Below are 19,987 nucleotides of genomic sequence, written 5' to 3' on the forward strand. Positions count from 1 at the left end.
TGGACTCCTTCCACGGCGGTGTGGATCGGCCGGAAGAGTGGATTGATCTCACTAGAACGTTGCACTGGTGCAACGATGCAGCACAAACTATGGGCGCTCGCTGAAGGTGTCAACGGTCAACATGCCGCTCGCCGTCGTGGGTGGTAAGGGCACCACGGCATCGGAACCTGGAGGAACGCGACCATGGGTGTGACGATCCACCAGGTTGCCGCCGAGGCCGGGGTCTCCCCGAGCACGGTGTCGAACGTGCTCAACGGCCGGTCGGAGCGCATGCTGCCGCAGACCCGCGAGCGCGTCGAGCAGACCATCGCCCGCCTCGGTTACCGCCCCAACGGCGCGGCGCGGCACCTGCGCACCGGCCGCACCCAGGTGATCGGCCTGGTCGTGCCGTCGGTGGCGAACCCGTTCTGGGGCACGTTCGCCCGCCACGTCGAGGCCGCGGCGCTGCTGGCCGGTTACCGGGTACTGCTGTGCAACAGCGAGCGCGACCCGGTCCGCGAGCGCGACTACCTCGAGGAACTCTGGGCCGACGGCATCCGCGGCGTGGTGCTCTGCTCCTCGCTGCCCTCCCTGGAGCACGTGCTGCCGCTGGTCGAGCGCGGGATGGGGCTGATCGCGTTCGACCGCACGGCACAGGCAGGCGACCCCGCCGGGCTGGTGAACATCAGCGTCGACAACGCGGTGGGCGCCGAGCTCGCCACCCGCCACGTGCTGGAGCTGGGCCACCGCAGGCTCGCGTTCGTCTCGGGCTCGCTGCGCAGCGTCAACCGTCGCGCCCGGTTCCGCGGGTTCGAGGCCGCGCTGGAGCAGTTCGGCCTCACCTCGGCCGACACCCTGCTGTTCTCCGGCGGCTCCCAGGACCACTTCGGCGACCTCGACTTCCCCGACCTCGGCCGCGCCGCGGCCCGCGAGCTCCTGGCCGCCGCGGACCCGCCGACGGCGATCATCGCGATCAACGACATGTGCGCCCTCGGGGTGTCCGCGAGCGCCCGGGACGCCGGGCTGCAGGTGGGCGAGGACCTCTCGGTGGTCGGCTTCGACGACATCGTGCTCGCCGACCTCGCCACCCCGCCGCTCACCACGATCCGCCAGCCCCTGCCCGCCATGGCGAACGCCGCCTTCGCCCACCTGCGCGCCGGTATCGAGCAGGACGAGCCCGCCGCCGGGGGCTCACTGCTGATGCGTCCCGAGCTCGTCGTGCGCTCCTCGACCGGCCCCGCCCCGGGCACCCGGTGATGCGCCACCACGCGGTCCGCGTCCTGGTTGCCGCACTGGCCGTCGGCGGTCTGGTCGACCCCGCAGTGCCCGCGCCCGCGCCGGAGCGCGCCCACCACGTCGACCCGGCCCGCGGCGACGACGCCACCGGCACCGGTGCCGCCGGCCACCCCTTCCGGACGATCACCCGCGCGCTCGCCGACGCCCGCACCGGCGAGACGGTGCTGTTGCACCCCGGTTCCTACGTCGAGGACGTGGTCACCGTCCGTCCCGGGGTGACGGTGCGCGGACCGCGCGATGCGGTGCTGCGCGGCGCCGGGACGTCCGGACGGGTGTTCCAGATCCACCACGACGACACCACGCTGCGCGGGTTCACCATCGACGGCCGCGTGTGCGCGGAGCCGGTGGAGGCGTGCTACCGCGACAAGGGCGTCTACGTGGTGAGCACGGTGGCGGGTGACGGCGTGAGCGGCACCCGGATCCTCGGGATGCGCCTGGCCCACCTGGGCGGCGAGTGCGTGCGGATCAAGTACCTCGCCACCGGCAGCCTGGTCGCGCACAACAGGATCGGGCCGTGCGGCGGATACGACTTCGCGATCCCGAACACGGGCACCGGGCAGAACGGCGAGGGCGTCTACATCGGCACGGCACCCGAGCAGACCGACCGCAACCCCTCCCCGGAACCCGACGCCAGCAACGGCAACCGCGTCCACCACAACGTCATCGACACCCGCGGCGGCGAGTGCGTCGACATCAAGGAGGGCGCGAGCCACAACGACGTCGCGTTCAACACCTGCACCGGACAGCTGCCGCGCAACGGCAACTCCGGGGCGATGGACACGCGCGGATCGCACAACACCTTCCGCTCCAACCACATCCACCACAACGCCGCCGCCGGCGTGCGCATCGGCGGCGACCGGCCGGGCGACGCCATCGGCACCGTCGTGCGCGACAACGTGATCACCGACAACGCCCGTGGCGGCATCAAGGTGCAGGACCCCGGTCCGCAGGGCGCGATCTGCGGAAACGTCATGCACGCCAACACCGGGGGCGACGTGGTCGGCGACCACGCCGACCGCATCGGCGTCCCGACGAGGCCCTGCTAGAACCTGTTCGATGAGTCGCGGGGCCAGGTACTGCACTGCGGACGTGGACGACGGGCCGGTGCTGCGCGTTCCGCGGAACGCGGTCAGGCCACCGTCCGGCAGTTCGACCAACCCGACCACCGCCACGAACGCGACGGTCCAGGCGAACAGGTGGGATCGCCCGGCCGGTCGAATCAGGACGGCAGGTCCGCCGCCACGAGCCGGGCACGGCGCGCCCACCGGAGCGGAGCGTCGATCACACCGCCGGTAGGTTCGCCGAATGCGGGTGGAGCACGACGTCGGAAAGGCCGCGTTCCTCGACGGCCTGCGCACGCTGCGCGTGGCCGTGGACGACCTCGACGACCAGCAACTGCTCGCGCCGAGCCGCTGCCGGGGCTGGAGCGCGGTCGACCTGCTCGTCCACGTGCACCTCGGGCTGCAGGAGATGCTGCTCGGCGTCGTCACCCCCGCCGCAGGGGCGCCGGACACCGACGCCGCGGGCTACTGGCGGACGCTCCCGCCGCCGACCGGCGCCGACGGCGTGTCGCACGTGCGTTTCGTCCGTCTGATGGCCTCGGCCTACCGCGTCCCCACCAGCGCGGTGGGCCACCTGCGGGAGACCGCAGAGGCGCTCGCCCACGCGGCCGGGTCCCTGCCCGAGGGCGTGGTGGCGTTCCAGGGCCACGCCCTGACCACCGGCGACTTCTTCGCCACGTGGGCGGTCGAGCTCGCCGTGCACCACCTCGACCTGGGCGCCGAGCTGGTGCTCCCGCCGCCCGCCCCGGCGGCGCTCACGCTGGCGCGCGACACCGTGGAGGCGCTCGCGGGGGCGACCTCCCCCTGGGACGACCTGACCACGGTGCTGGTCGGCACCGGACGGCAGCGGCCGGACGAGCGGCAGGCCGCCGAGGCCGCCGCGCTGGCCGACCGGCTCCCGGTGCTGGGTTGACCGGAGCCGGGTCGAGCGTCTCGGTGACGGCCCCTGCGCGGGATGGGATCGGCCCGCGGCCGCCGTCGCGCCGTTCGTTGTGACCGGGCGGTGACACAGCGCCGATACCGTGAACGAGGTGCGGCACCATCCGATCCTGCGTTCCGTCGGGATGTTGCTCAGCCTGAGCCTGCTCTGCGGCGTGCTCGCCGCGGGCATCGCCTACCCGGTGGCGGCCGGGCTGGGGCTCGCGGCCAACCAGGCGAGCGACGGCCTCACCGGGGCCTCGGCCGACCTGATCGCCGACCCCCTCCCCCGGACCACCACGATCACCGACAGCCGCGGCACCCCGATCGCGTACGTGTTCGACCAGGACCGCCAGCTCGTGGACGCCGAGGACGTGTCGCCGGCCATGATCGCCGCGATCGTCGCCGTGGAGGACCGCCGCTTCTTCGAGCACGGAGGCGTCGACTGGCCGGGCACGCTGCGCGCGCTCCTGGCGAACACCGCCGCCGGTGACATCGAGCAGGGCGCGTCCACGCTCACGCAGCAGTACGTCAAGAACTACACGCTCTACGTGCTCGCCGACACCGAGGCCGAGCGGCTCGAAGCCGTCGAGCAGACGCCCGCGCGCAAGCTGCGCGAGGTGCAGATCGCGCTGCGGCTCGAGCAACAGCTGAGCAAGCAGGAGATCCTCACCCGCTACCTCAACACGGTGTACTGGGGCAACGGCGCCTACGGCATCGCGACGGCCGCCCGGACCTACTTCGGGGTGTCGCCCGACCAGCTCACCGTCGCCCAGGCCGCCCTGCTCGCCGGGATGGTCCGCAGCACCAGCGGCTTCGACCCCGTGCGCCACCCGGAGGCCGCCCGCGAGCGCCGCGACCTCGTCATCCGGCTCATGCAGGGCCAAGGCATGATCGACGACGCCCAGGCGCAGGCGGCGCTGGCGAGCCCGCTCGGAATCGTCTCGCCCCTGCAGACCCGCCCCAACGGCTGCCTCGGCGCGGGCGAGGCCGGCTTCTTCTGCAGCTACGTCCTCGCCCACCTCGCGGACGCGGGCATCTCCCAGGAGCAGCTCGAACGCGGCGGCTACACCGTGCGCACCACCCTCGAGCCGGAGGCGATGGCCGCCATGACCGCCTCGCTGGACGCCGAGGTGCCGCCCGACTCCCCGGACGCCGCCAACGTCATGTCCCTGGTGCGGCCGGGCTCCGACGCGCACCGGGTGGCGGCGATGGGCTCCAGCCGCACCTACGGCCTCGACGCCGAGGAGCACGAGACCAGCTACGGCCTGCCCTACGAGCCGGTCAACCTCGGCGCCGGGTCGGTGTTCAAGATCTTCACCGCCGCCACCGCGATGGAGAAGGGGCTCGGCATCGAGACGAGGCTGGAGGTGCCGCCCAGCGGCTACGCCTCGCCGATCTACCGCGACGGAGGCGGCCGGCCGATCCCGGTGCAGAACGCCGGCGACTACGCCCCACGCCTCTCGCTGATCGATGCACTGGCGCGGTCGCCGAACACCGCCTTCGTGCGGCTGATGGAGTTCACCGGCGTGCCCGACGTCGTCGACATGGCGGTGCGGCTGGGCATGCGTTCCCTGGCCACCACCCCGTTCGTCGATCCGCGCACCGGCGAGGTGACCGACCGCTCGATCGCCGAGGTGACCAAGGCGCAGCAGCAGGCGTCGTTCACGCTCGGTGTGAGCCCCACCAGCGTGCTCGAACTGGCCAACGTCGGCGCGACCCTGGCCAGCGGCGGGGTCTGGTGCCCGCCCACGCCGATCGAGTCGATCACCGACGCCTCGGGCGATCCGGTGGAGGTGCCGGAGGCGCCGTGCGAGCAGGCGGTGGAGCCCGGGCTGGCCAACACCCTGCTCACCGGCCTCTCCCGCGACGACCAGCCCGGCGGTACGGCGGCGCGCGCGGCGGCCGAGGTCGGGTGGAACCGGCCGCTGGCCGGGAAGACCGGTACCACCCAGCACCACCAGTCGGCGGCGTTCCTCGGCGTCGTGCCGGGCCTGTCCGGCTCCGTCATCACCTTCGACAACTCCTCGAACCCGAGGCCGCTCTGCGACGGCCCCGGTGCCCCCTTCGCCTGCCGCAGCGGCACGATCTTCGGTGGCCGCACCCCGGCCGAGACCTGGTTCGGCACGGTGACGCCGCTGCTCGCCGGGCAGCCGGTACGGCCGCTGCCGCCCACCGACCCCCGCTACGTCGAGGGCGGCGAGGCCACCCGGGTGCCCGACGTCCTGGGCCGTCCCGAGGCGGAGGCACGCGCGGTGCTGGAGCGCGCCGGGTTCCCCGTCACCACGGGCACCGTCGACAGCGTCGCGCCGGCCGGCACCGTGGTCGGGCAGTCGCCGCACGGCACCGCGCTGCCCGAGGAGACCGTCGTCCTGCAGCTCAGCAGCGGGTCCGTCCCGCCGCCACCGCCGCCGCCGGGCACCGACGGCTGACCGGAATACCGCCGTGGGGGTAGGCGAGATGTCGCCGCAGGGCCGACGCGCCACGCCCCCGCCGCAGCGACGATCGAGGGCATGACGACTCCAGCGACTTCCCCGATCCCGATGTCCGGGCTGCGCGCCTCCGACGCCGAACGCGAGTCGGTGGCCGATCGGCTGCGCGCGGCAGCGGCCGACGGCCGTCTGACGATCACCGAGGCCGACGACCGCCAGGCCGCCGCCTACGCGGCCGTCACCCGCGAGGAGCTGGTCCCGCTCACGGCGGACCTGCCCGGCGAGCCCGTTCCCGAGACCGCGGCCACCGAGCCGGTTCCCCGCCGCCGTGGCGGCCCGCTCACCACGGCATCGCGCCGGCGGCTCGCCGTGCACGCGGCGATCGTCGGAGTGCTCGTGGTGTTCCTGGTGACGCGGTGGGCGATGGGCCCCGTGGCGTTCTTCTGGCCGGCCTGGCCGATGCTGTGGCTCGGGCTCAGCGTGCTGCTGCACCACCGGTGGGCCCCGCGCGCCGCGACCGCACCGCCGAGACCGGTCAGTTGAGCCGGCGCGCGTCCGCGGGAAGCCCTCCCCCGGCGTGGACGTCCTCGGCGAGCCGGGCCAGCGCCGTGAGCGCGACGTTCTGGCTCCACGGCCCGAACGACACCCGCGCCACACCGAGCCGCTGCGCTGCCTCCAGCGATCGCGTCCCACACGTTGACGACGAGCAGCAGCTCGGGCGCCTCGTGCAGGCGACGCAGCTCGGTCGCCTTCGACACGATCGTGATCATGGCGTGACCGTAGCCGCCGGTCCCCTGCTGTGGATCCACGGCGGCGGCTTCCCAGCCACTGCCGCACCCCGTTCACGCGGCGTTCACCGCGTCGCCGGGCTCGTCCCCGTGATCTGTCCGGCCCGACCCGTACGTTCCGGACATGACCATCCGGTTCCTCCCGCTCGTCACCGCCGCGCTCGTCGTGGCCCTGGCGGGGTGCGGTGCCGCGCCAGGGCCCGTTCAGCAATCCTTCGACCAGCGCTACCCCGGGTTCGAGGAGGTCGCGTGGGAGCGGCAGCCCTACGGCTGGGAGGCGGCCTTCGGCGGTGACGACGGCGCGTACGAGGCCGAGTTCGACGCCTCCGGGCGGTGGCTGGAGACCGAGGTCGAGGTCGTCGACGCAGCGGGCTTCCCGACGGCCGTGCGCCAGGCGGTGCAGGGCATCACCGGCTTCCGCCATGTCGACAAGTGGGAGATCGAGGTGACGCCCACCGGGGAGTTCTACGAGATCGAGCTCCGCGGTTCGGACGGCGAGTACTACTTCGACGCCTCCGGCAGGCAGGTCAGCAACGACTACGAGGACGCCTGAGCCACGAACGGGGCATCGGCGGGGCGGCCACTGGCCACCACGAGCCGGGCGCCCTTGCCGCCTGCCCGCACGTCCAGGTGCGCCGCGACGCCGGGCTCGGACCACGCCGTCTGCCGCAGCCCGACCGGCCGGCCGTCCCCCACCTCGGCGTCACCGGCCACGACCAGCGCGAACGTGCGGTCGGCAGGCGGCACCGGCAGCGCCAGCGCCGCCCCCGGATCGAGGGTGACGAGCACGAGCTGCACCGGCGACACCGGACGCGCCGGCCCGACCACCCCGTCCACGGTCCCGGCCACGACATCGACGACCGCGCCGGGGCGCGCGAGCCGGGGCCGGTCTGCCGCGCGCAGCTCCTGGTGCCCGGGCGGGGCGTCGCGCAGGCCGGCGGGCAGGTCGACCCACAACTGCAGGATGTGGGCGTGTCGTCCGGGGGCGGCGACCTCCCGGTGCTCGATCCCGCGCCCCGCGGTCATCCACTGCGCGTCACCGACGTGCAGGACACCGGCGCCGCCCGTGCTGTCGGCGTGGCCGAGGGCGCCGTCCAGCACGACCGTGGCGGTCTCGATGCCGCGGTGCGCGTGCGTCTCGAAACCGGGCGTGGTGAACCGCTCCTCGGTCAGGACGAGGAACGGGCCGGTGCGCTCGGGTTCGGTGGGCCGGATGTGCACCCACCGGTCGTCCACCTCGGCGTCGGGCCCGGCGTGCTGCCCGTCCTCGACCCGATCGACCCCGCGGCCCGCCGTCACATCAGCCCCATCGGCTTCGCGCCCTCGCGATCGGTGGCCATGCGGTGCTGCCTTTCTGCGGCCGTCGGGCTCGGTGCGCTCAGCGCTGGACGTCTTCCTCGGCGTCGAGGAGGGCCAGTTCGTGCGGTCGAGGTGAGGCCTCCCAGTCGCCGGGCACGGTCACCGCGAGCGCGCCGGTGACCGCGGCCGTACGCAGCCGCTCGGCGACGTCGCGGCCGTTGAGCCGGCACGCGAGGTAGCCGGCCACGAACGCGTCGCCCGCGCCGACGCTGTCGACGACCTGCACGGGCAACGCGGGGACGTCGACCAGCTCGCCGTCGATCAGCGCGGTGGCGCCGCGGCGGCCGCGCTTCACCACGACCTCGGCCGGGCCGAGCGCGGCGAGCGCGGTCGCGAGCTCCTCGGGGCTCGCCTTCTCCGGGTCGTCGATCTCGAGGGCGATGCGGGCCTCGTCGTCGCCTGCGAACAGCATGTCCGCGCCTGCGGCGAGCTCGCGGAACACGGGCGCCGCCGTGGCCGCGTCCCACAGCCGGGAGCGGAAGTTCAGGTCCACCGAGACCGGCACGCCCGCGGCGCGCGCCCGACGCACCGCCTCGCGCACCGCGGCGGCGGGCGCCTTCCCCAGCGCGGGGGTGATGCCGGACAGGTGCAGCACCCCGGCCTCCTCGACGACGCCCGCAGGCAGGTCGTCGGGGCACAGGTGCGAGCCGGCGCTGCCGTGCCGGTAGTAGGTCACGTTCTGCGTCGAGCCGGTGCGCCGCTCGCGCAGCATCAGCGCAGTGGGCGCGTCGTCGCGCTGGACGAGGCAGCGCACCCGCTCGGCCAGCAGGTGCCGCTCCACCAGGTCGCCGATGGGGTCGCGGCCCAGACGTCCGATCCAGGTGGCGGGCACGCCGAGGCGCGACACCCCGATGGCGACGTTCGACTCCGCGCCGCCCATGGACAGGCGCATCCCGCGAGCAAGCGAGAGCGGCCCCACGTCCTCGGCGACGAGCAGTCCGAGGGTCTCTCCGAGGGTGACCAGCCCGGTGCCGGTCGCCGCCGCGGTCACTGACGCGCCGCCGCGACGGCCGCGGTCGCGCGATCGGCGAGGGCGCCCAGGTCGCCGTCGGCGGACAGGGCGTCGCCGATCAGCGGCCCGCCCATCCCCACGGCGAGCGCGCCGGCCGAGAGCCACGGTCCGATGTCGTCGATACCGACGCCGCCGGTGGGCACCACCGGGATGTCCGGAAGCGGCCCGCGCACGGCCTTGAGGTAGCCCGGCCCGAGCGACCCGGCCGGGAACAGCTTCACCGCGCTCGCCCCGGCCTTCCACGCGTCGACGATCTCCGTGGGCGTGAACGCGCCCGGGTAGCTCGCCACACCGCGCCGCAGCGCGGCGGCGATCACCTCGTGGTCCACGGACGGGGAGACGACGAACGTGGCACCCGCGTCGACCGAACGATCCACCTCCTGCGCGGTGAGCACCGTGCCGACACCGACCTCCACGTCGGACGGGACGCGGGCCGCGAGCCGCTCGACGACCTCGAGTGCGCCGCGCGTCGTCAGCGTCAGCTCGAGGCTGCGGACCCCCGCCTCGACCAGGACGTCGACGACGGCCTCGGCGCGGTCGGCGTTCTCGGCGCGCAGGATGGCGACGACCCGGGTGGCGGCCAGCTGGGCGCCCACCGGGACACGGGGCGGTGCGGCGGGATCGGTCACGAGTTCTGGTCCCCTCTTCCTCGGCGCCGGAAACGGACGGCACCCACGACGTTCACGCTGGTCGTTCACCGTAGTGGAACGGGATTCCACGCCCAGCTCGGAGCATGATGCGCGCCCGACCGTGAGTCGACAAGCCCGCCACGGCCACGAGTGACCTCCGACTCCGCGGGGTGGCCGGGTCGGCAGAACTACCGAGGCCCGCGTCGCACTCCTGTTCGCCCCGCCCCCAGCAACCGTCGGACGGCGTTCGTCCGCCCGTCACCCGCACGTGCGCGCCCCGGCACCCGGCCGCTCCACCCTCGCGACCGTCCCTCCCCCGGCCCGTTCCCAGGAGCTGTCGCATGAGACCCACCCTCCGTCGCGTCGCCGTCGCCGGCGCCTGCGCCGCCCTGCTGGCACTGGCCGGGTGCGGCGAGAGCGCCCTCGAGCCCGCCGGATCCTCGGCCCCGGGAGGCGAGGACTCGATCGTGTTCGCCGCTGTGCCCTCGGAGGAGTCGACCTCGCTGCAGCAGAGCTACGCCTCCGTGATCGCGATGCTCGAGCGCGAGACGGGCACGACGATCGAGTTCCAGAACGCCACCGACTACGCCGCCGTCATCGAGGGGATGCGCGCCGGCCAGATCGACGTCGCGGTGTTCGGCCCGTTCTCCTACGTCCTGGCCAAGGGCCAGGACCCGGACATCACGCCGGTCGCGGCGTCGGTCGACGCGCCCGGCGAGGAGCCGGGGTACCAGTCCTACGGCATCACCGCCGCCGACTCCGGCATCACCGACCTCGCGGGCTTCGCCGGTCGCAACGTCTGCTTCGTGGACCCGAACTCGACCTCGGGCTACCTCTACCCGAGCGCGGGCCTGATCGAGGCGGGCGTGGACCCGGCGGCCGGGGTGACCCCGGTGTTCGCGGGCGGCCACGACGCCTCCGCGCTCGCAGTGGCGAGCGGCCAGTGCGATGCCGGGTTCGCCTACGACACGATCGTCGACGTCCAGCTCCTCGAGTCCGGCCAGCTGCAGCCGGGTCAGCTGCGCACGGTCTGGCGCTCCGAGACGATCGCCGGCTCCCCGGTGGCGGTGGCGGGCGGCGTCGACCCGCAACGTCGTCAGGCGATCGCCGACGCCTTCGCCCAGAAGGCCAACGTCGACTACCTGACCGCGAACGGATTCTGCGCCGACGCCGCCGGCTGCGAGGTCGGCGAGGAGGGCGGCTGGGGCTACGTCCCGGTCGACGACGCCCTCTACGACGGCGTGCGCCGGGTCTGCGAGATCACCCAGGCCGAGTCGTGCACGAGCCTCGGATGAGCGCGCCGGCCGTGGAGCTGCTCGGCGTCCACAAGCTATTCGACGGCGGCGCGCACGCCCTGGACGACGTGTCGCTGACCGTGCGGCCCGGCGAGGTCGTCGTCCTGCTGGGCGCGTCGGGATCGGGAAAGTCGACGCTGCTGCGCCACGTGAACGGGTTGCACCGCGCCTCGGCCGGGAGCGTGCACGTGCTCGGCACCGACGTCGGCGCCGCCGGTGGTGCGGCGCTGCGCCGGCTGCGGCGCGGGGTGGGCATGGTGTTCCAGCAGTTCCACCTCGTGGGCAGCCTGACCGTGCTGGAGAACGCCTGCACCGGGGCGCTCGGAGCGCTGCGCGGTCCCCGCCTGGGGCTGCCCGCCTACCCGCGGCGGGTCCGCGGCGCCGCGCTGGAGCAGCTCGACCGCGTCGGGCTTGCCGACCAGCGCTTCCAGCGCGCCGACACGCTGTCGGGCGGCCAGCAGCAGCGCGTGGCCGTGGCCCGGGCACTGCTTCAGCAGCCGCGGATCCTGCTGGCCGACGAGCCGGTGGCCTCCCTGGACCCGGAGTCGGCGGCACAGGTGATGGAGCTGATCGCCGCGCTGGCCCGGGAGGACCGGCTCACCGTGCTGTGCAGCCTGCACCAGCTGGACGTGGCGCTGGCCTTCGGCGAGCGGGTGGTCGGGCTGCGGGCCGGGCGCGTGGTGCTCGACCGGCCGGTCGACGGGCTGGACCGCGACGAGGCGATGGCCGTGTACGGGACGCGGGCACCCGTCGGGGTGCCGGTGCTCGCGGGGTGAGCGCGCCCGCCACGCCACCCAGCACCACGCTCGCGCGCCCGTCGCGGACGACGACGGCCGCCACGCTCACCCTGCTCGCCCTGCTCGGCGCGGCGCTCTGGTCGGTGTCCGCGCTGCGGATCAACATCGCCACGCTCGTGGACAGCGCCGGGAACGCCGCGGACTTCCTGTCGCGCACGGTGCCGCTGGACTTCCCCCCGCTCGCCGAGCTGCTCGCCCTGTGCGGGGAGACGCTCGCCATCGTGGTGTGCGCGACCCTGCTCGCGGTGCTGCTCAGCGTGCCGGTCGCGGTGCTCGCCGCGGGGAACACCAGCCCGGCGCCGGCGCCGCGCTACGCGGCGCGCGCGCTCGTCGTCGTGGCCCGCGCGGTGCCCGACGTCGTGCTCGCGATCGTGTTCTTCCGGCTCTTCGGCCTCGGCGCCGTCGCCGGCGTCCTGGCGATGGGCCTGCACTCGGTCGGGATGGTCGCCAAGCTCTACGCGGACGCCATCGAGCAGGTCGACGAGGGTCCCCGCATGGCGGTGCGGGCCGCGGGCGCGGGCAGGCTGCAGGAGCTCGTCACCGGCGTGCTGCCGGCCGTGCTGCCGGCGTTCGTCGCCACCGCGCTGCACCGCTTCGACATCAACCTGCGCATCTCCGTGGTGCTCGGGTTCGTGGGCGTCGGCGGGCTCGGCTTCGAGATCGCCAACGCGCTGCGCAGGCTGGACTACCAGCGCGGGATGGCGCTCGCGCTCGTCGTGCTCGGGCTGTGCGTGGCCGTGGAGCTGGTGTCCGGGGCGGTGCGCCGGGCGTTGCTGGGCGGCCCGCGTCGCACCGGCGGCCTGGGCGCGGCACTGCGCCGCCGCGCCGACCGGGTGTCGGCCGCTCCGGCCCCGGGCCGGCTGGCACCGCCGTGGACCGCGCAGCGGGTGCGCGCCGCCCTCTACACCGCCGTGACGGTGCTCGCCGTCGTCGTCTCCGTGCCTGCCGCGGGCCTCTCCCCGGGTGCGCTGCTCGCGGGACTGCCCGCGCTGCCGCAGACCCTGGGGCTGTTCTGGCCGCCGAGCACCGGCGGCATCCTGCCCGACCTGCTCGCGGAGCTGGCGGTCACGGTGCAGATCGCGCTGGCCGCCACCCTGCTCGGCGCGGTGCTCGCGCTGCCGGTCGGGGCGCTCGCGGCCCGCAACGTGGCTCCCACACCGGGCGTCGCCGCGGCCTTCCGGTTCCTCGTCGTGCTCGTGCGCGGCCTCCCGGAGCTGATCCTCGCGATCATCTTCGTCGTGATCACCGGGTTGGGTCCGGTGGCCGGGGCGCTCGCGCTCTCGATCGGCGCGGTCGGGCTGCTGGGCAAGCTGGTGGCCGACTCGCTGGAGGAGACCGACGTCCGCGTGCAGGAGGCCGTGCGCGCCACCGGCGCCTCCCGGCTGCAGGTGTTCGTGGCCGTGACCCTCCCCCAGGCCGCGCCCGCGTTCGTGGCGCACCTGCTCTACCAGCTCGACGTCAACATCCGCTCGGCCACCCTGCTGGGCATCGTCGGCGCGGGCGGGATCGGGTTCTACCTGCTCAACGCGTCACGGGTGATGGAGTTCGGCGTGGTCTCCACGATCATGCTGATGGTCTTCGCCACCGTCATGGCCGTCGAGCTGCTCGCCCTGTGGCTGCGCCGCGCCGTCTCCTGACCACACAGCTGGACCGCCCGACAACACGCCGCGGCGTTCACGGCCGTTTCCGCGGGCGTTACCTCCGGCGCCGTTGTCCGGACAAGCCGGGGAGGCACCGTTGGCTCCTGTGACGGCCACCCGGTACCTGGAGATCGCAGACGAGCTCGCCGCGGAGCTCACCGGATCGCCCGCGGGCACCCGCCTCGACGGGGAGCACGGGATCGGCAGGCGGTTCGGGGTCGGACGCGCTGCGGCGCGCGCGGCGCTGCAGGAGCTGGAGCGGCGGCTGCTGGTGCGGCGCGTGCAGGGCTCCGGAACGTTCGTGAACCGGCGGATCGACTACACGATCGCCCACGACCGTCGCCCGTCCTGGCACGAGACGGTGACGGCGGCGGGCGCACAGGCGCGCACCGTCGTTCGGAGCATCGAGACGCAGCCGCTGCCCGCCGCGCACGCGCCGGCGCTCGGTCTGCCGGCGGGGACGCCGTGCCACCGGCTGGTGCGGCAGTCCTACATCGACGACCTGCTCGCGGCCCGCGTGCACGAGTGGGTGCCCGTCGAGCTGGTGCCCGACCTCGGGCCGGCCGTGCACGCCGCGGAGTCGCTCGACCTGGTGCTGCGCCAGGTGGGCCGGGTGGACCCGGTACGGGCGTGGTGCCGCGTGAGCCTGGACGTCCCGCCGCCCCCGGTGTGCGCGGGGCTGGAGATCGAGGCGAGCCGGCCGGTGTGGCTGGTGGAGAGCGTGAGCCGGGACGCCACCAGCGGGCGCCCGGTCATGTGCAGCAGGTCCTGGATGCGCTCGGACGCGGTCCGGGTGGTGGTCGAGCTCGGCTCGGCACCGGAAGGAGACTGATGGAGTTCTCACGAGAGGACACGGCAGCGCTGCTCGCCGTGGCGAGCCGGGAGGAGCTGGTCGGCGTCGCCGACGCCTGCCTGGCCGACGGCGTGACGCCGCGGGTGCTGCGGGCGCCGGAGGTGGGCTGCGTGGCCACGCAGGTGGTCGAGCCGGTCGCCGGCGAGAGGTTCCTGCTCGGCGACGTGCTGGCCGTGCAGGCCGAGGTGGAGCTGGCCGGCGGGCGCGGGTGGTCGATGCGGCTCGGCGACGACCGCGCCGCCGTGCTCGCCGCGGCGATCTGTGACGCCGAGGTGCAGGCGGGACGGCCCCGCGCGGACGACGTTCTCGCCCTGTGCGCCCGGGTCGCCGCCCGCGAGGCGGCGACCGCGGACGACGAGTGGGCGCTCCTGGCACCGACCGTCGTCGAGTTCGAGGAGCTGACGTGAGCGCGCCGACCCAGCCCGTACCCACGCTGCCGGTGCTGGACGCCGACACCGCCCAGCGCGCGTTCCGCGCCGTGCTCGACGCGCTGGCCCGCCCGGGCACCCGTGCAACGCTGCCCCGGGCCGGGCAGGTCCCGGCGGCGCTGCTGCCCGTGCTCGCGCTCGCCGACCTGGACACCCCGGTGTGCGTGCTGGGCGATCAGGGCGGCACCTGGGCGGACGCGCTCACCACCGCGACGTCCGCACCGCCTGCCCCACCGGGGTCCGCCCGCCTGGTGGCCGCCTTGCGCCGGCTGGAACCGGGCGAGCTCGCGGGTCTGCGCACCGGCAGCGCCGCCGCACCCGAGGACGCCGCGCTCGTGGCGCTGGCCGTCCCCGCGCTGGCGGGCGGCCCGGCGCTGCGGCTGTCCGGGCCCGGCATCCCCGGCACCCGCACGATCACACCGCGCGGCCTGCCCACCGACCTCGTCGCGGCCCGCGCCCGCGCCGCCTTCCCCGCGGGGGCCGACCTGCTGCTCGTCGACCCCGACGGCGCCGTGCTCGGCCTGCCCCGCAGCACCCGGATCGAGGAGGACTAGACATGGGCTACTCCGGAGCCCGCGGCGGGCTGGAGGCCATCCTCGCGGCCGAACGGCTCGTCCGCGACGCCCGCGACCACGCGCCCGCGCCGTGGGCCTCCACCGGCCAGATCACGGCCCGGTTCCGGCTCGCCGTCGACCGCGTGCAGGGCGAGGCCGGCCTCTACCACGAGCCCACCTCGGCCGACGCGTTCCGCCAGGCCGAGGGCGACACCCTCGAAGCCGCACACCTGGTGCGGGCGCACCGCTCCACGCTGCCGCGCCTGGCCGTGAGCGAGCCGGTGGACCCCGACGAGATGGTGGTGCTGCGCCGCATCGTGCCCGCCCACCGCACCCCCGAGGGCCCGCAACTGCTGGGCCGCACGACCGATTACACGGGCCGGATGCTGGAGCGCGCCGAACACGCCCCCACCGACGAACGGCACACTCGTGCCGACGAGAGCGCCGTTCGTCGCGGACGAGGTGAGCCCGAGCGCCGACCCACGCGGTTCTCGGCGTTCCTGCGGTCGCAGGACCTGCTCGTGGAGCACCCGCCGCCCAGCGACGACCCGCCCTTCGACGTGACCCGGCGCCCGGCCCGTCCCCCCGCCCCGCGCTCGGCGGTGCTCGCGTCGATGGCGCGCGCCGAGACCGGGGCCCTGGTCGGCATCTGGTACCGCTCGATCCTCGGCCCCGACGGCGACATCCACGAGGTGACGCTGGGCGAGGTCCGTCACGGGCACCTCCCGCTGCGCGTGCGCCACCCCCACACCGGCGAGCCGGTGGAGATCGGCCGGTTCCGGGCCACCGAGACCGAGGCCATCGAGGACCTCGACGGCGCGGACGAGGACCGCACCCGGTTCGACATCGGCTACGGGCTGTGCTTCGGCCACAACGAGCGCAAGGCGATCGCGATGGCCAACCTCGACATCGCCTGCCGGCGCTTCGGCCGCACCGGTCCGCTCGAGCAGCTGCTGCTGCTCACCACCGACGGCCTCGACTCCGCCGGCTTCCTCGAGCACCTGAAGCTGCCGCACTACGTCACGTTCCGCTCGATGGTCGAGCGCAAGCAGGCCATGCGCACCACAGGCGGCGTGGAGCGCCAGCGGAACGCCCATCAGCACCGTGCCACCGATCCCCCAGGGAGGGACTGCCGATGACCCTCGCGACAGCCACCAGCCACGTCGACGACCTGCTCGCCGGCATCGACGCCGCCACCCCGTCCGTCGGCCTCCTCGACGAGGGCGCCAAGCGCGAGATCCGCCGGGCCGCGCTCACCGCGGTGTGCGTGCCCGGCTACCAGGTGCCGTTCGGGTCCCGGGAGATGCCGGTGGCCCGCGGCTGGGGCTCCGGCGGCCTGCAGGTGACGCTGGCCGTGATCGGGACGGTCGACACCGTCAAGGTCATCGACCAGGGCGACGACGCCGGCGTCAACGCCACCAACCTGCGCCGCCTGATCGCCGGCAGCACCGGCTGCACCGAGTCGGCCGACTCGCGCGAGGCCACCGTGATCCAGACGCGGCACCGGGTACCCGAGCAGCCCCTGCACGAGGGCCACGTCCTGGTGCTGCAGGTTCCCGTGCCCGAGCCGCTGCGCGGCGTGCAGCGTTCGGTGGCCGAGTGCGCCCGCATGCACGCCGAGGCCGACTACTCGACGATGTGGGTGAGCCTGTACGAGGACCTCGTCCGCAACGGCGTGATCACGAAGTCCACCGGCTACCCGGTGCTCGTCGGCGGCCGCTACGTCATGGCCACCACGCCGATCCCGCGCTGGGACGTCCCCCGCCTGCACCGGTCCGAGCACCTGAGCCTGTTCGGGGCCGGGCGCGAGAAGCGGATCTTCGCCGTCCCGCCGCACACCGACGTCGAGCCGCTGACGTTCGACGACGTCCCCTTCGAGGTGGAGGCCGCGGACGGCGTCTGCGCGCGCTGCGGCTCCGACGACACGTTCCTGGTCGAGGCCGGCAAGGGCCGCTTCGCGTGCAGCGACACGGAGTGGTGCGCGCGGGTCCAGGAGTCCGACGCGGACGGGCAGGCACACCGAGAACTGGCCCCGTTGCACCTGCTCCCGACCCGGGCCGCCCGCCCCGAAGTTCAGGAAAGCCACATTCCTGCCCCCCAGGTTCAGGAAAGCCACATTCCTGAACCTGGACGGCACGAGTGGGCGCTGCTCGTCGAGGGGCTCGGGAAGGTGCACGGGCCCGGGGGTTCCTCCGCCGTCCCGGGTACCGGGCCGTCTCACGGGACTGCGGTCAGTCCCTCCACCGGGGCGATCGTCGCTGCCTGGGACGTCGGGTTCGACGTCGCCCCGGGCGAGGCCATCGGGTTGATCGGCGAGTCGGGGTCGGGGAAGTCCACCGTGCTGCGCTGCGTCGTCGGCGACGAGCGCGCGAGCGCCGGGCGGCTGTTCCTGGCCGGCGTCGACGACGGGGACACCGACGTGCTCACCCTCGACGGCCCGGCCCGGCGGAAGCTGCGGATCGCGACGCTGGGGATCGTCCACCAGGACCCCTCCGACGGGCTCGCGCTGGACGTCACCGCGGGCGGCAACATCGCCGAGCGGCTGACGGCGGCGGGCTGGCGCAGCTTCGGCGCCATCCGCGCGCGGGCCGCCGAGCTGCTGGAGCGCGTCGAGGTGCCGCTCTCGCGCATGGACGACCCGGTGCGCACGTTCTCCGGGGGCATGCGCCAGCGCGTGCAGATCGCGAAGGCGCTGGCCACCGACCCCGCGGTGCTGCTGCTCGACGAGCCGACCACCGGCCTCGACGCGTCCGTCGCGGCCGGCGTGCTGGACCTGCTGCGCAGCCTGCTCGCCGAGCGCGACGTCGCCGCCGTGGTGGTGAGCCACGACTTCGCGGTGATCGAGGCGCTCACCGACCGCTCGCTGGTGATGCAGCTGGGACGGGTGGTCGAGCAGGGCCTGACCGACCAGCTCTTCCGCGACCCGCACCACCCCTACACGCAGCGGCTCGTCGCCGCGGCCCGGAGGTGATCATGAGCACGACCCCCGTCCTCGAGGTCCGGAACCTGGTCAAGACGTTCACCCTGCACACCGTCGACGGGCGCACCGTGTCCTCGTTGCGCGGTGTCGACCTGGACGTCGCGGCCGGCGAGCACGTGGCACTGGCCGGTTCCAGCGGCGCGGGCAAGTCGAGCCTGCTGCGCTGCGTGCACCGCACCTACCTGCCCGACGCCGGCACGGTCACCCTGCACACCGACGCCGGGCCCGTCGCGCTCACCGCCCTGGCGGACCGGGCGCTGGCCCGGCTGCGGGCCCGCGACCTGGGTTACGTCTCGCAGTTCCTCGCCGCGCCGCCGCGCACCGGGCCGCACGAGCTGGTGGCCGCGGCCGCCCGCCGCCGCGGCCTGGACCGCGACACCGCGGGCGAGGCCGCCGCCGCAGCGCTGCGGCGGCTCGCGCTGGACGAGGCGCTCTGGGACGTCGACTGCGGCGTGCTGTCGGGCGGCGAGCGCCAGCGCGTCAACCTCGCGGCGGCCACCGTGCGCCCGCCGCGGCTGCTGCTGCTCGACGAGCCGGTCTCGGCGCTCGACCCCGCCAACCGGGAGCGCGCGCTTGAATTGATCGCCTCGCTGTCCGGCGCGGGGGTCGCGGTGCTCGCGGTGTTCCACGACGCCGACGCGATGTCCCGCCTCGCCACGCGGGTGGTCGAGCTGCGCGACGGCCGGGTGGCGCGCGCGGGCAGCCCTTCCGAGGTGCTCGGGGTGATGGCGTGAGCGCCCCGGCCGCGGCCGCGCCGCGCTGGACGCTCGCCGCTCCCCCGCCCGACTACGTGCTCGGTCACGTCACCGCCGTGCTGCCGGACCGCGTGCTCGACGACGCCCGCGTCGTGGTGCGCGACGGCCGGATCGCCGAGGTCGGTCCGCATCCGGGGGGAACGGCTGCGGACGCCGACGGCGGCGGGCGCTTCTGCCTGGCCGGCCTGGTGGACGTGCATTCCGACGGGCTGGAGCGCGAGCGCATGCCGCGCCCTGGTGCGGAGCTGCCCTGGCCGTTCGCCCTGCGCTCGTTCGAGGGGAAGCTGCGTGCGGCGGGGGTCACGACGGTATTCCACGGAGCGTCGTTCGAGCAGGGCTCCTCGCCGGTGACCCCGCGGTCGGTGGACGCCGCGACGCGGCTGTGCGCGGAGGTCGAGCGCCGCGGCGACGGGCCCGTGGACCACCGGATCCTGCACCGGCTCGATGTGCGCAGCGACGTGGGCCTCGACGCGCTGCGGGAACGGCTGGCGGGACTGCCCGGCCCGGTCGTGGTGTCCCACGAGGACCACACGCCCGGGCAGGGCCAGTACGCCGACCGCACCCACTACGAGCGGTTCATCGCCGGCACCCGCGGGCTGAGCGACGCGCAGGCCCGCGACGAGGTCGACGCCATGATCGTGCGCAGGGACGGCCTGCTGGCGGTCCGCGCGGCGGCGTTCGACTTCCTCGCGCCCCGGGCGCGGGCCGGCCACGTGCGGCTGTTCGGGCACGACCCGGCGTCCGCGGCCGAGATCGCGGCGCTGGCGGACCGGGGCGGGGCGGTCGCGGAGTTCCCGACGACGGTCGAGGCCGCGCAGGCCGCCCGGGACCGGGGCATGCCGGTGGTGATGGGGGCGCCGAACGCGCTGCGCGGCACCTCCCACGCGGGCAACGCCTCGGCACGCGAGCTGGTGGAGCGCGGCCTGGTCACGGCCCTGGCCTCGGACTACCTGCCCTCCGGGCTGCTCACCGCGGCGTTCGTGCTCGCCGCGGAGGGGCTGACCGACCTGGCGGGCGGCGTGCGGCTCGTGACGGCGGGCGCGGCCGAGGCGGTCGGGCTCGCCGACCGCGGTGCGCTCGTGCCCGGCGCCCGTGCCGACCTGGTGCTCGCCGAGGCCGAGGGGGAATGGCCGCTGGTGCGGGCGGTGCTGCGCGCCGAGGGCTGACCGGCGATCCCCACCCGACGGGGAGGTTGACCGGACCGCAACGGC

General features: G+C 74.9%; 19 protein-coding genes. 16 read left to right on the top strand and 3 right to left on the bottom strand.

Translation table 11 applies throughout. The annotated features are described in order from the left end of the window. Positions 1-183: 183 nt before the first annotated feature. The 6 genes from CFP66_RS42760 to CFP66_RS42790 all read left to right on the top strand — a co-directional run bounded on the left by CFP66_RS42760 (position 184) and on the right by CFP66_RS42790 (position 7,027). Positions 184-1,236, top strand: coding sequence for a LacI family DNA-binding transcriptional regulator (locus tag CFP66_RS42760; protein WP_094931089.1), 1,053 nt, complete (start codon positions 184-186; stop codon positions 1,234-1,236). After that, a complete protein-coding gene (locus CFP66_RS42765) occupies positions 1,236-2,321 on the top strand; it encodes a right-handed parallel beta-helix repeat-containing protein (RefSeq protein WP_094931090.1) in 1,086 nt (361 codons plus the stop codon). Before CFP66_RS42760 ends, CFP66_RS42765 begins: the two co-directional genes overlap by 1 nt. Positions 2,322-2,580: 259 nt before the next feature. Further along, positions 2,581-3,249 (top strand): maleylpyruvate isomerase N-terminal domain-containing protein, encoded by a 669-nt coding sequence (locus CFP66_RS42770; protein ID WP_094931091.1) that lies wholly within the window; start codon positions 2,581-2,583, stop codon positions 3,247-3,249. Positions 3,250-3,367: 118 nt separating this feature from the next. After that, complete coding sequence (locus CFP66_RS42775) at positions 3,368-5,686, top strand: transglycosylase domain-containing protein (protein ID WP_233160190.1); 2,319 nt, start codon at positions 3,368-3,370, stop codon at positions 5,684-5,686. An 81-nt stretch (positions 5,687-5,767) separates the two neighbouring features. Beyond that, a complete protein-coding gene (locus tag CFP66_RS42780) occupies positions 5,768-6,229 on the top strand; it encodes a DUF1707 domain-containing protein (protein WP_094931092.1) in 462 nt (153 codons plus the stop codon). Between the two features lie 369 nt (positions 6,230-6,598). Further along, positions 6,599-7,027, top strand: a complete 429-nt coding sequence (locus tag CFP66_RS42790; RefSeq protein WP_094931093.1) for a PepSY-like domain-containing protein — start codon at positions 6,599-6,601, stop codon at positions 7,025-7,027. On the opposite strand, the gene CFP66_RS42795 is transcribed toward CFP66_RS42790, so the two are convergent. The 3 genes from CFP66_RS42795 to CFP66_RS42805 all read right to left on the bottom strand — a co-directional run bounded on the left by CFP66_RS42795 (position 7,012) and on the right by CFP66_RS42805 (position 9,474). Next, positions 7,012-7,773 (bottom strand): pirin family protein, encoded by a 762-nt coding sequence (locus CFP66_RS42795; RefSeq protein WP_094931094.1) that lies wholly within the window; start codon positions 7,771-7,773, stop codon positions 7,012-7,014. The genes CFP66_RS42790 and CFP66_RS42795 overlap by 16 nt on opposite strands. 79 nt (positions 7,774-7,852) lie before the next feature. Further along, a complete protein-coding gene (locus CFP66_RS42800; RefSeq protein ID WP_233160191.1) occupies positions 7,853-8,824 on the bottom strand; it encodes a sugar kinase in 972 nt (323 codons plus the stop codon). Then, a complete protein-coding gene (locus tag CFP66_RS42805) occupies positions 8,821-9,474 on the bottom strand; it encodes a bifunctional 4-hydroxy-2-oxoglutarate aldolase/2-dehydro-3-deoxy-phosphogluconate aldolase (RefSeq protein ID WP_094931095.1) in 654 nt (217 codons plus the stop codon). The genes CFP66_RS42800 and CFP66_RS42805 overlap by 4 nt, the downstream gene beginning before the upstream one ends. A gap of 341 nt (positions 9,475-9,815) precedes the next feature. Between CFP66_RS42805 and CFP66_RS42810 the strand changes: the two genes are divergently transcribed. From CFP66_RS42810 to CFP66_RS42855, 10 genes are all read left to right on the top strand, one after another. After that, on the top strand, positions 9,816-10,769 hold the full coding sequence (locus CFP66_RS42810; RefSeq protein WP_094931096.1) for a phosphate/phosphite/phosphonate ABC transporter substrate-binding protein: 954 nt from the start codon (positions 9,816-9,818) through the stop codon (positions 10,767-10,769). After that, on the top strand, positions 10,766-11,545 hold the full coding sequence (gene phnC, locus CFP66_RS42815) for a phosphonate ABC transporter ATP-binding protein (protein ID WP_094931097.1): 780 nt from the start codon (positions 10,766-10,768) through the stop codon (positions 11,543-11,545). The genes CFP66_RS42810 and phnC overlap by 4 nt, the downstream gene beginning before the upstream one ends. Next, positions 11,542-13,203 (top strand): phosphonate ABC transporter, permease protein PhnE, encoded by a 1,662-nt coding sequence (phnE, locus tag CFP66_RS42820; RefSeq protein WP_094931098.1) that lies wholly within the window; start codon positions 11,542-11,544, stop codon positions 13,201-13,203. The genes phnC and phnE overlap by 4 nt, the downstream gene beginning before the upstream one ends. Positions 13,204-13,312: 109 nt before the next feature. Beyond that, entirely contained in the window at positions 13,313-14,038 is a 726-nt protein-coding gene (locus tag CFP66_RS42825) for a GntR family transcriptional regulator (protein ID WP_094931099.1), read from the top strand. Further along, positions 14,038-14,466 (top strand): phosphonate C-P lyase system protein PhnG, encoded by a 429-nt coding sequence (locus tag CFP66_RS42830; protein WP_094931100.1) that lies wholly within the window; start codon positions 14,038-14,040, stop codon positions 14,464-14,466. Before CFP66_RS42825 ends, CFP66_RS42830 begins: the two co-directional genes overlap by 1 nt. Next, positions 14,463-15,041 carry a phosphonate C-P lyase system protein PhnH gene (phnH, locus tag CFP66_RS42835; RefSeq protein WP_158228438.1) on the top strand — a complete coding sequence of 193 codons (579 nt, stop codon included), beginning with the start codon at positions 14,463-14,465 and terminating at the stop codon, positions 15,039-15,041. The genes CFP66_RS42830 and phnH overlap by 4 nt, the downstream gene beginning before the upstream one ends. Positions 15,042-15,043: 2 nt before the next feature. Then, a complete protein-coding gene (locus CFP66_RS42840) occupies positions 15,044-16,180 on the top strand; it encodes a carbon-phosphorus lyase complex subunit PhnI (protein WP_094931101.1) in 1,137 nt (378 codons plus the stop codon). Further along, a complete protein-coding gene (locus tag CFP66_RS42845; protein ID WP_094931102.1) occupies positions 16,177-18,012 on the top strand; it encodes an alpha-D-ribose 1-methylphosphonate 5-phosphate C-P-lyase PhnJ in 1,836 nt (611 codons plus the stop codon). The genes CFP66_RS42840 and CFP66_RS42845 overlap by 4 nt, the downstream gene beginning before the upstream one ends. Before the next feature lie 2 nt (positions 18,013-18,014). Further along, positions 18,015-18,755, top strand: coding sequence for an ATP-binding cassette domain-containing protein (locus CFP66_RS42850; RefSeq protein WP_094931103.1), 741 nt, complete (start codon positions 18,015-18,017; stop codon positions 18,753-18,755). Continuing rightward, positions 18,752-19,942, top strand: coding sequence for an alpha-D-ribose 1-methylphosphonate 5-triphosphate diphosphatase (locus tag CFP66_RS42855; RefSeq protein WP_094931104.1), 1,191 nt, complete (start codon positions 18,752-18,754; stop codon positions 19,940-19,942). Before CFP66_RS42850 ends, CFP66_RS42855 begins: the two co-directional genes overlap by 4 nt. The last annotated feature ends 45 nt before the right edge of the window (positions 19,943-19,987 follow it).

This window comes from Pseudonocardia sp. MH-G8 (assembly GCF_002262885.1).
In the GTDB taxonomy this organism is placed as follows: Bacteria; Actinomycetota; Actinomycetes; order Mycobacteriales; family Pseudonocardiaceae; genus Pseudonocardia.

Excerpts from the sequence above, each read along its gene's own strand:
- CFP66_RS42840 (WP_094931101.1), top strand. The coding sequence starts at position 15,044 with ATGGGCTACTCCGGAGCCCGCGGCGGGCTGGAGGCCATCCTCGCGGCC.
- CFP66_RS42810 (WP_094931096.1), top strand. The coding sequence starts at position 9,816 with ATGAGACCCACCCTCCGTCGCGTCGCCGTCGCCGGCGCCTGCGCCGCC.
- CFP66_RS42765 (WP_094931090.1), top strand. The coding sequence starts at position 1,236 with ATGCGCCACCACGCGGTCCGCGTCCTGGTTGCCGCACTGGCCGTCGGC.
- CFP66_RS42790 (WP_094931093.1), top strand. The coding sequence starts at position 6,599 with ATGACCATCCGGTTCCTCCCGCTCGTCACCGCCGCGCTCGTCGTGGCC.
- CFP66_RS42845 (WP_094931102.1), top strand. The coding sequence starts at position 16,177 with ATGACCCTCGCGACAGCCACCAGCCACGTCGACGACCTGCTCGCCGGC.
- CFP66_RS42780 (WP_094931092.1), top strand. The coding sequence starts at position 5,768 with ATGACGACTCCAGCGACTTCCCCGATCCCGATGTCCGGGCTGCGCGCC.
- CFP66_RS42770 (WP_094931091.1), top strand. The coding sequence starts at position 2,581 with ATGCGGGTGGAGCACGACGTCGGAAAGGCCGCGTTCCTCGACGGCCTG.
- CFP66_RS42850 (WP_094931103.1), top strand. The coding sequence starts at position 18,015 with ATGAGCACGACCCCCGTCCTCGAGGTCCGGAACCTGGTCAAGACGTTC.
- CFP66_RS42760 (WP_094931089.1), top strand. The coding sequence starts at position 184 with ATGGGTGTGACGATCCACCAGGTTGCCGCCGAGGCCGGGGTCTCCCCG.
- phnC (WP_094931097.1), top strand. The coding sequence starts at position 10,766 with ATGAGCGCGCCGGCCGTGGAGCTGCTCGGCGTCCACAAGCTATTCGAC.
- CFP66_RS42830 (WP_094931100.1), top strand. The coding sequence starts at position 14,038 with ATGGAGTTCTCACGAGAGGACACGGCAGCGCTGCTCGCCGTGGCGAGC.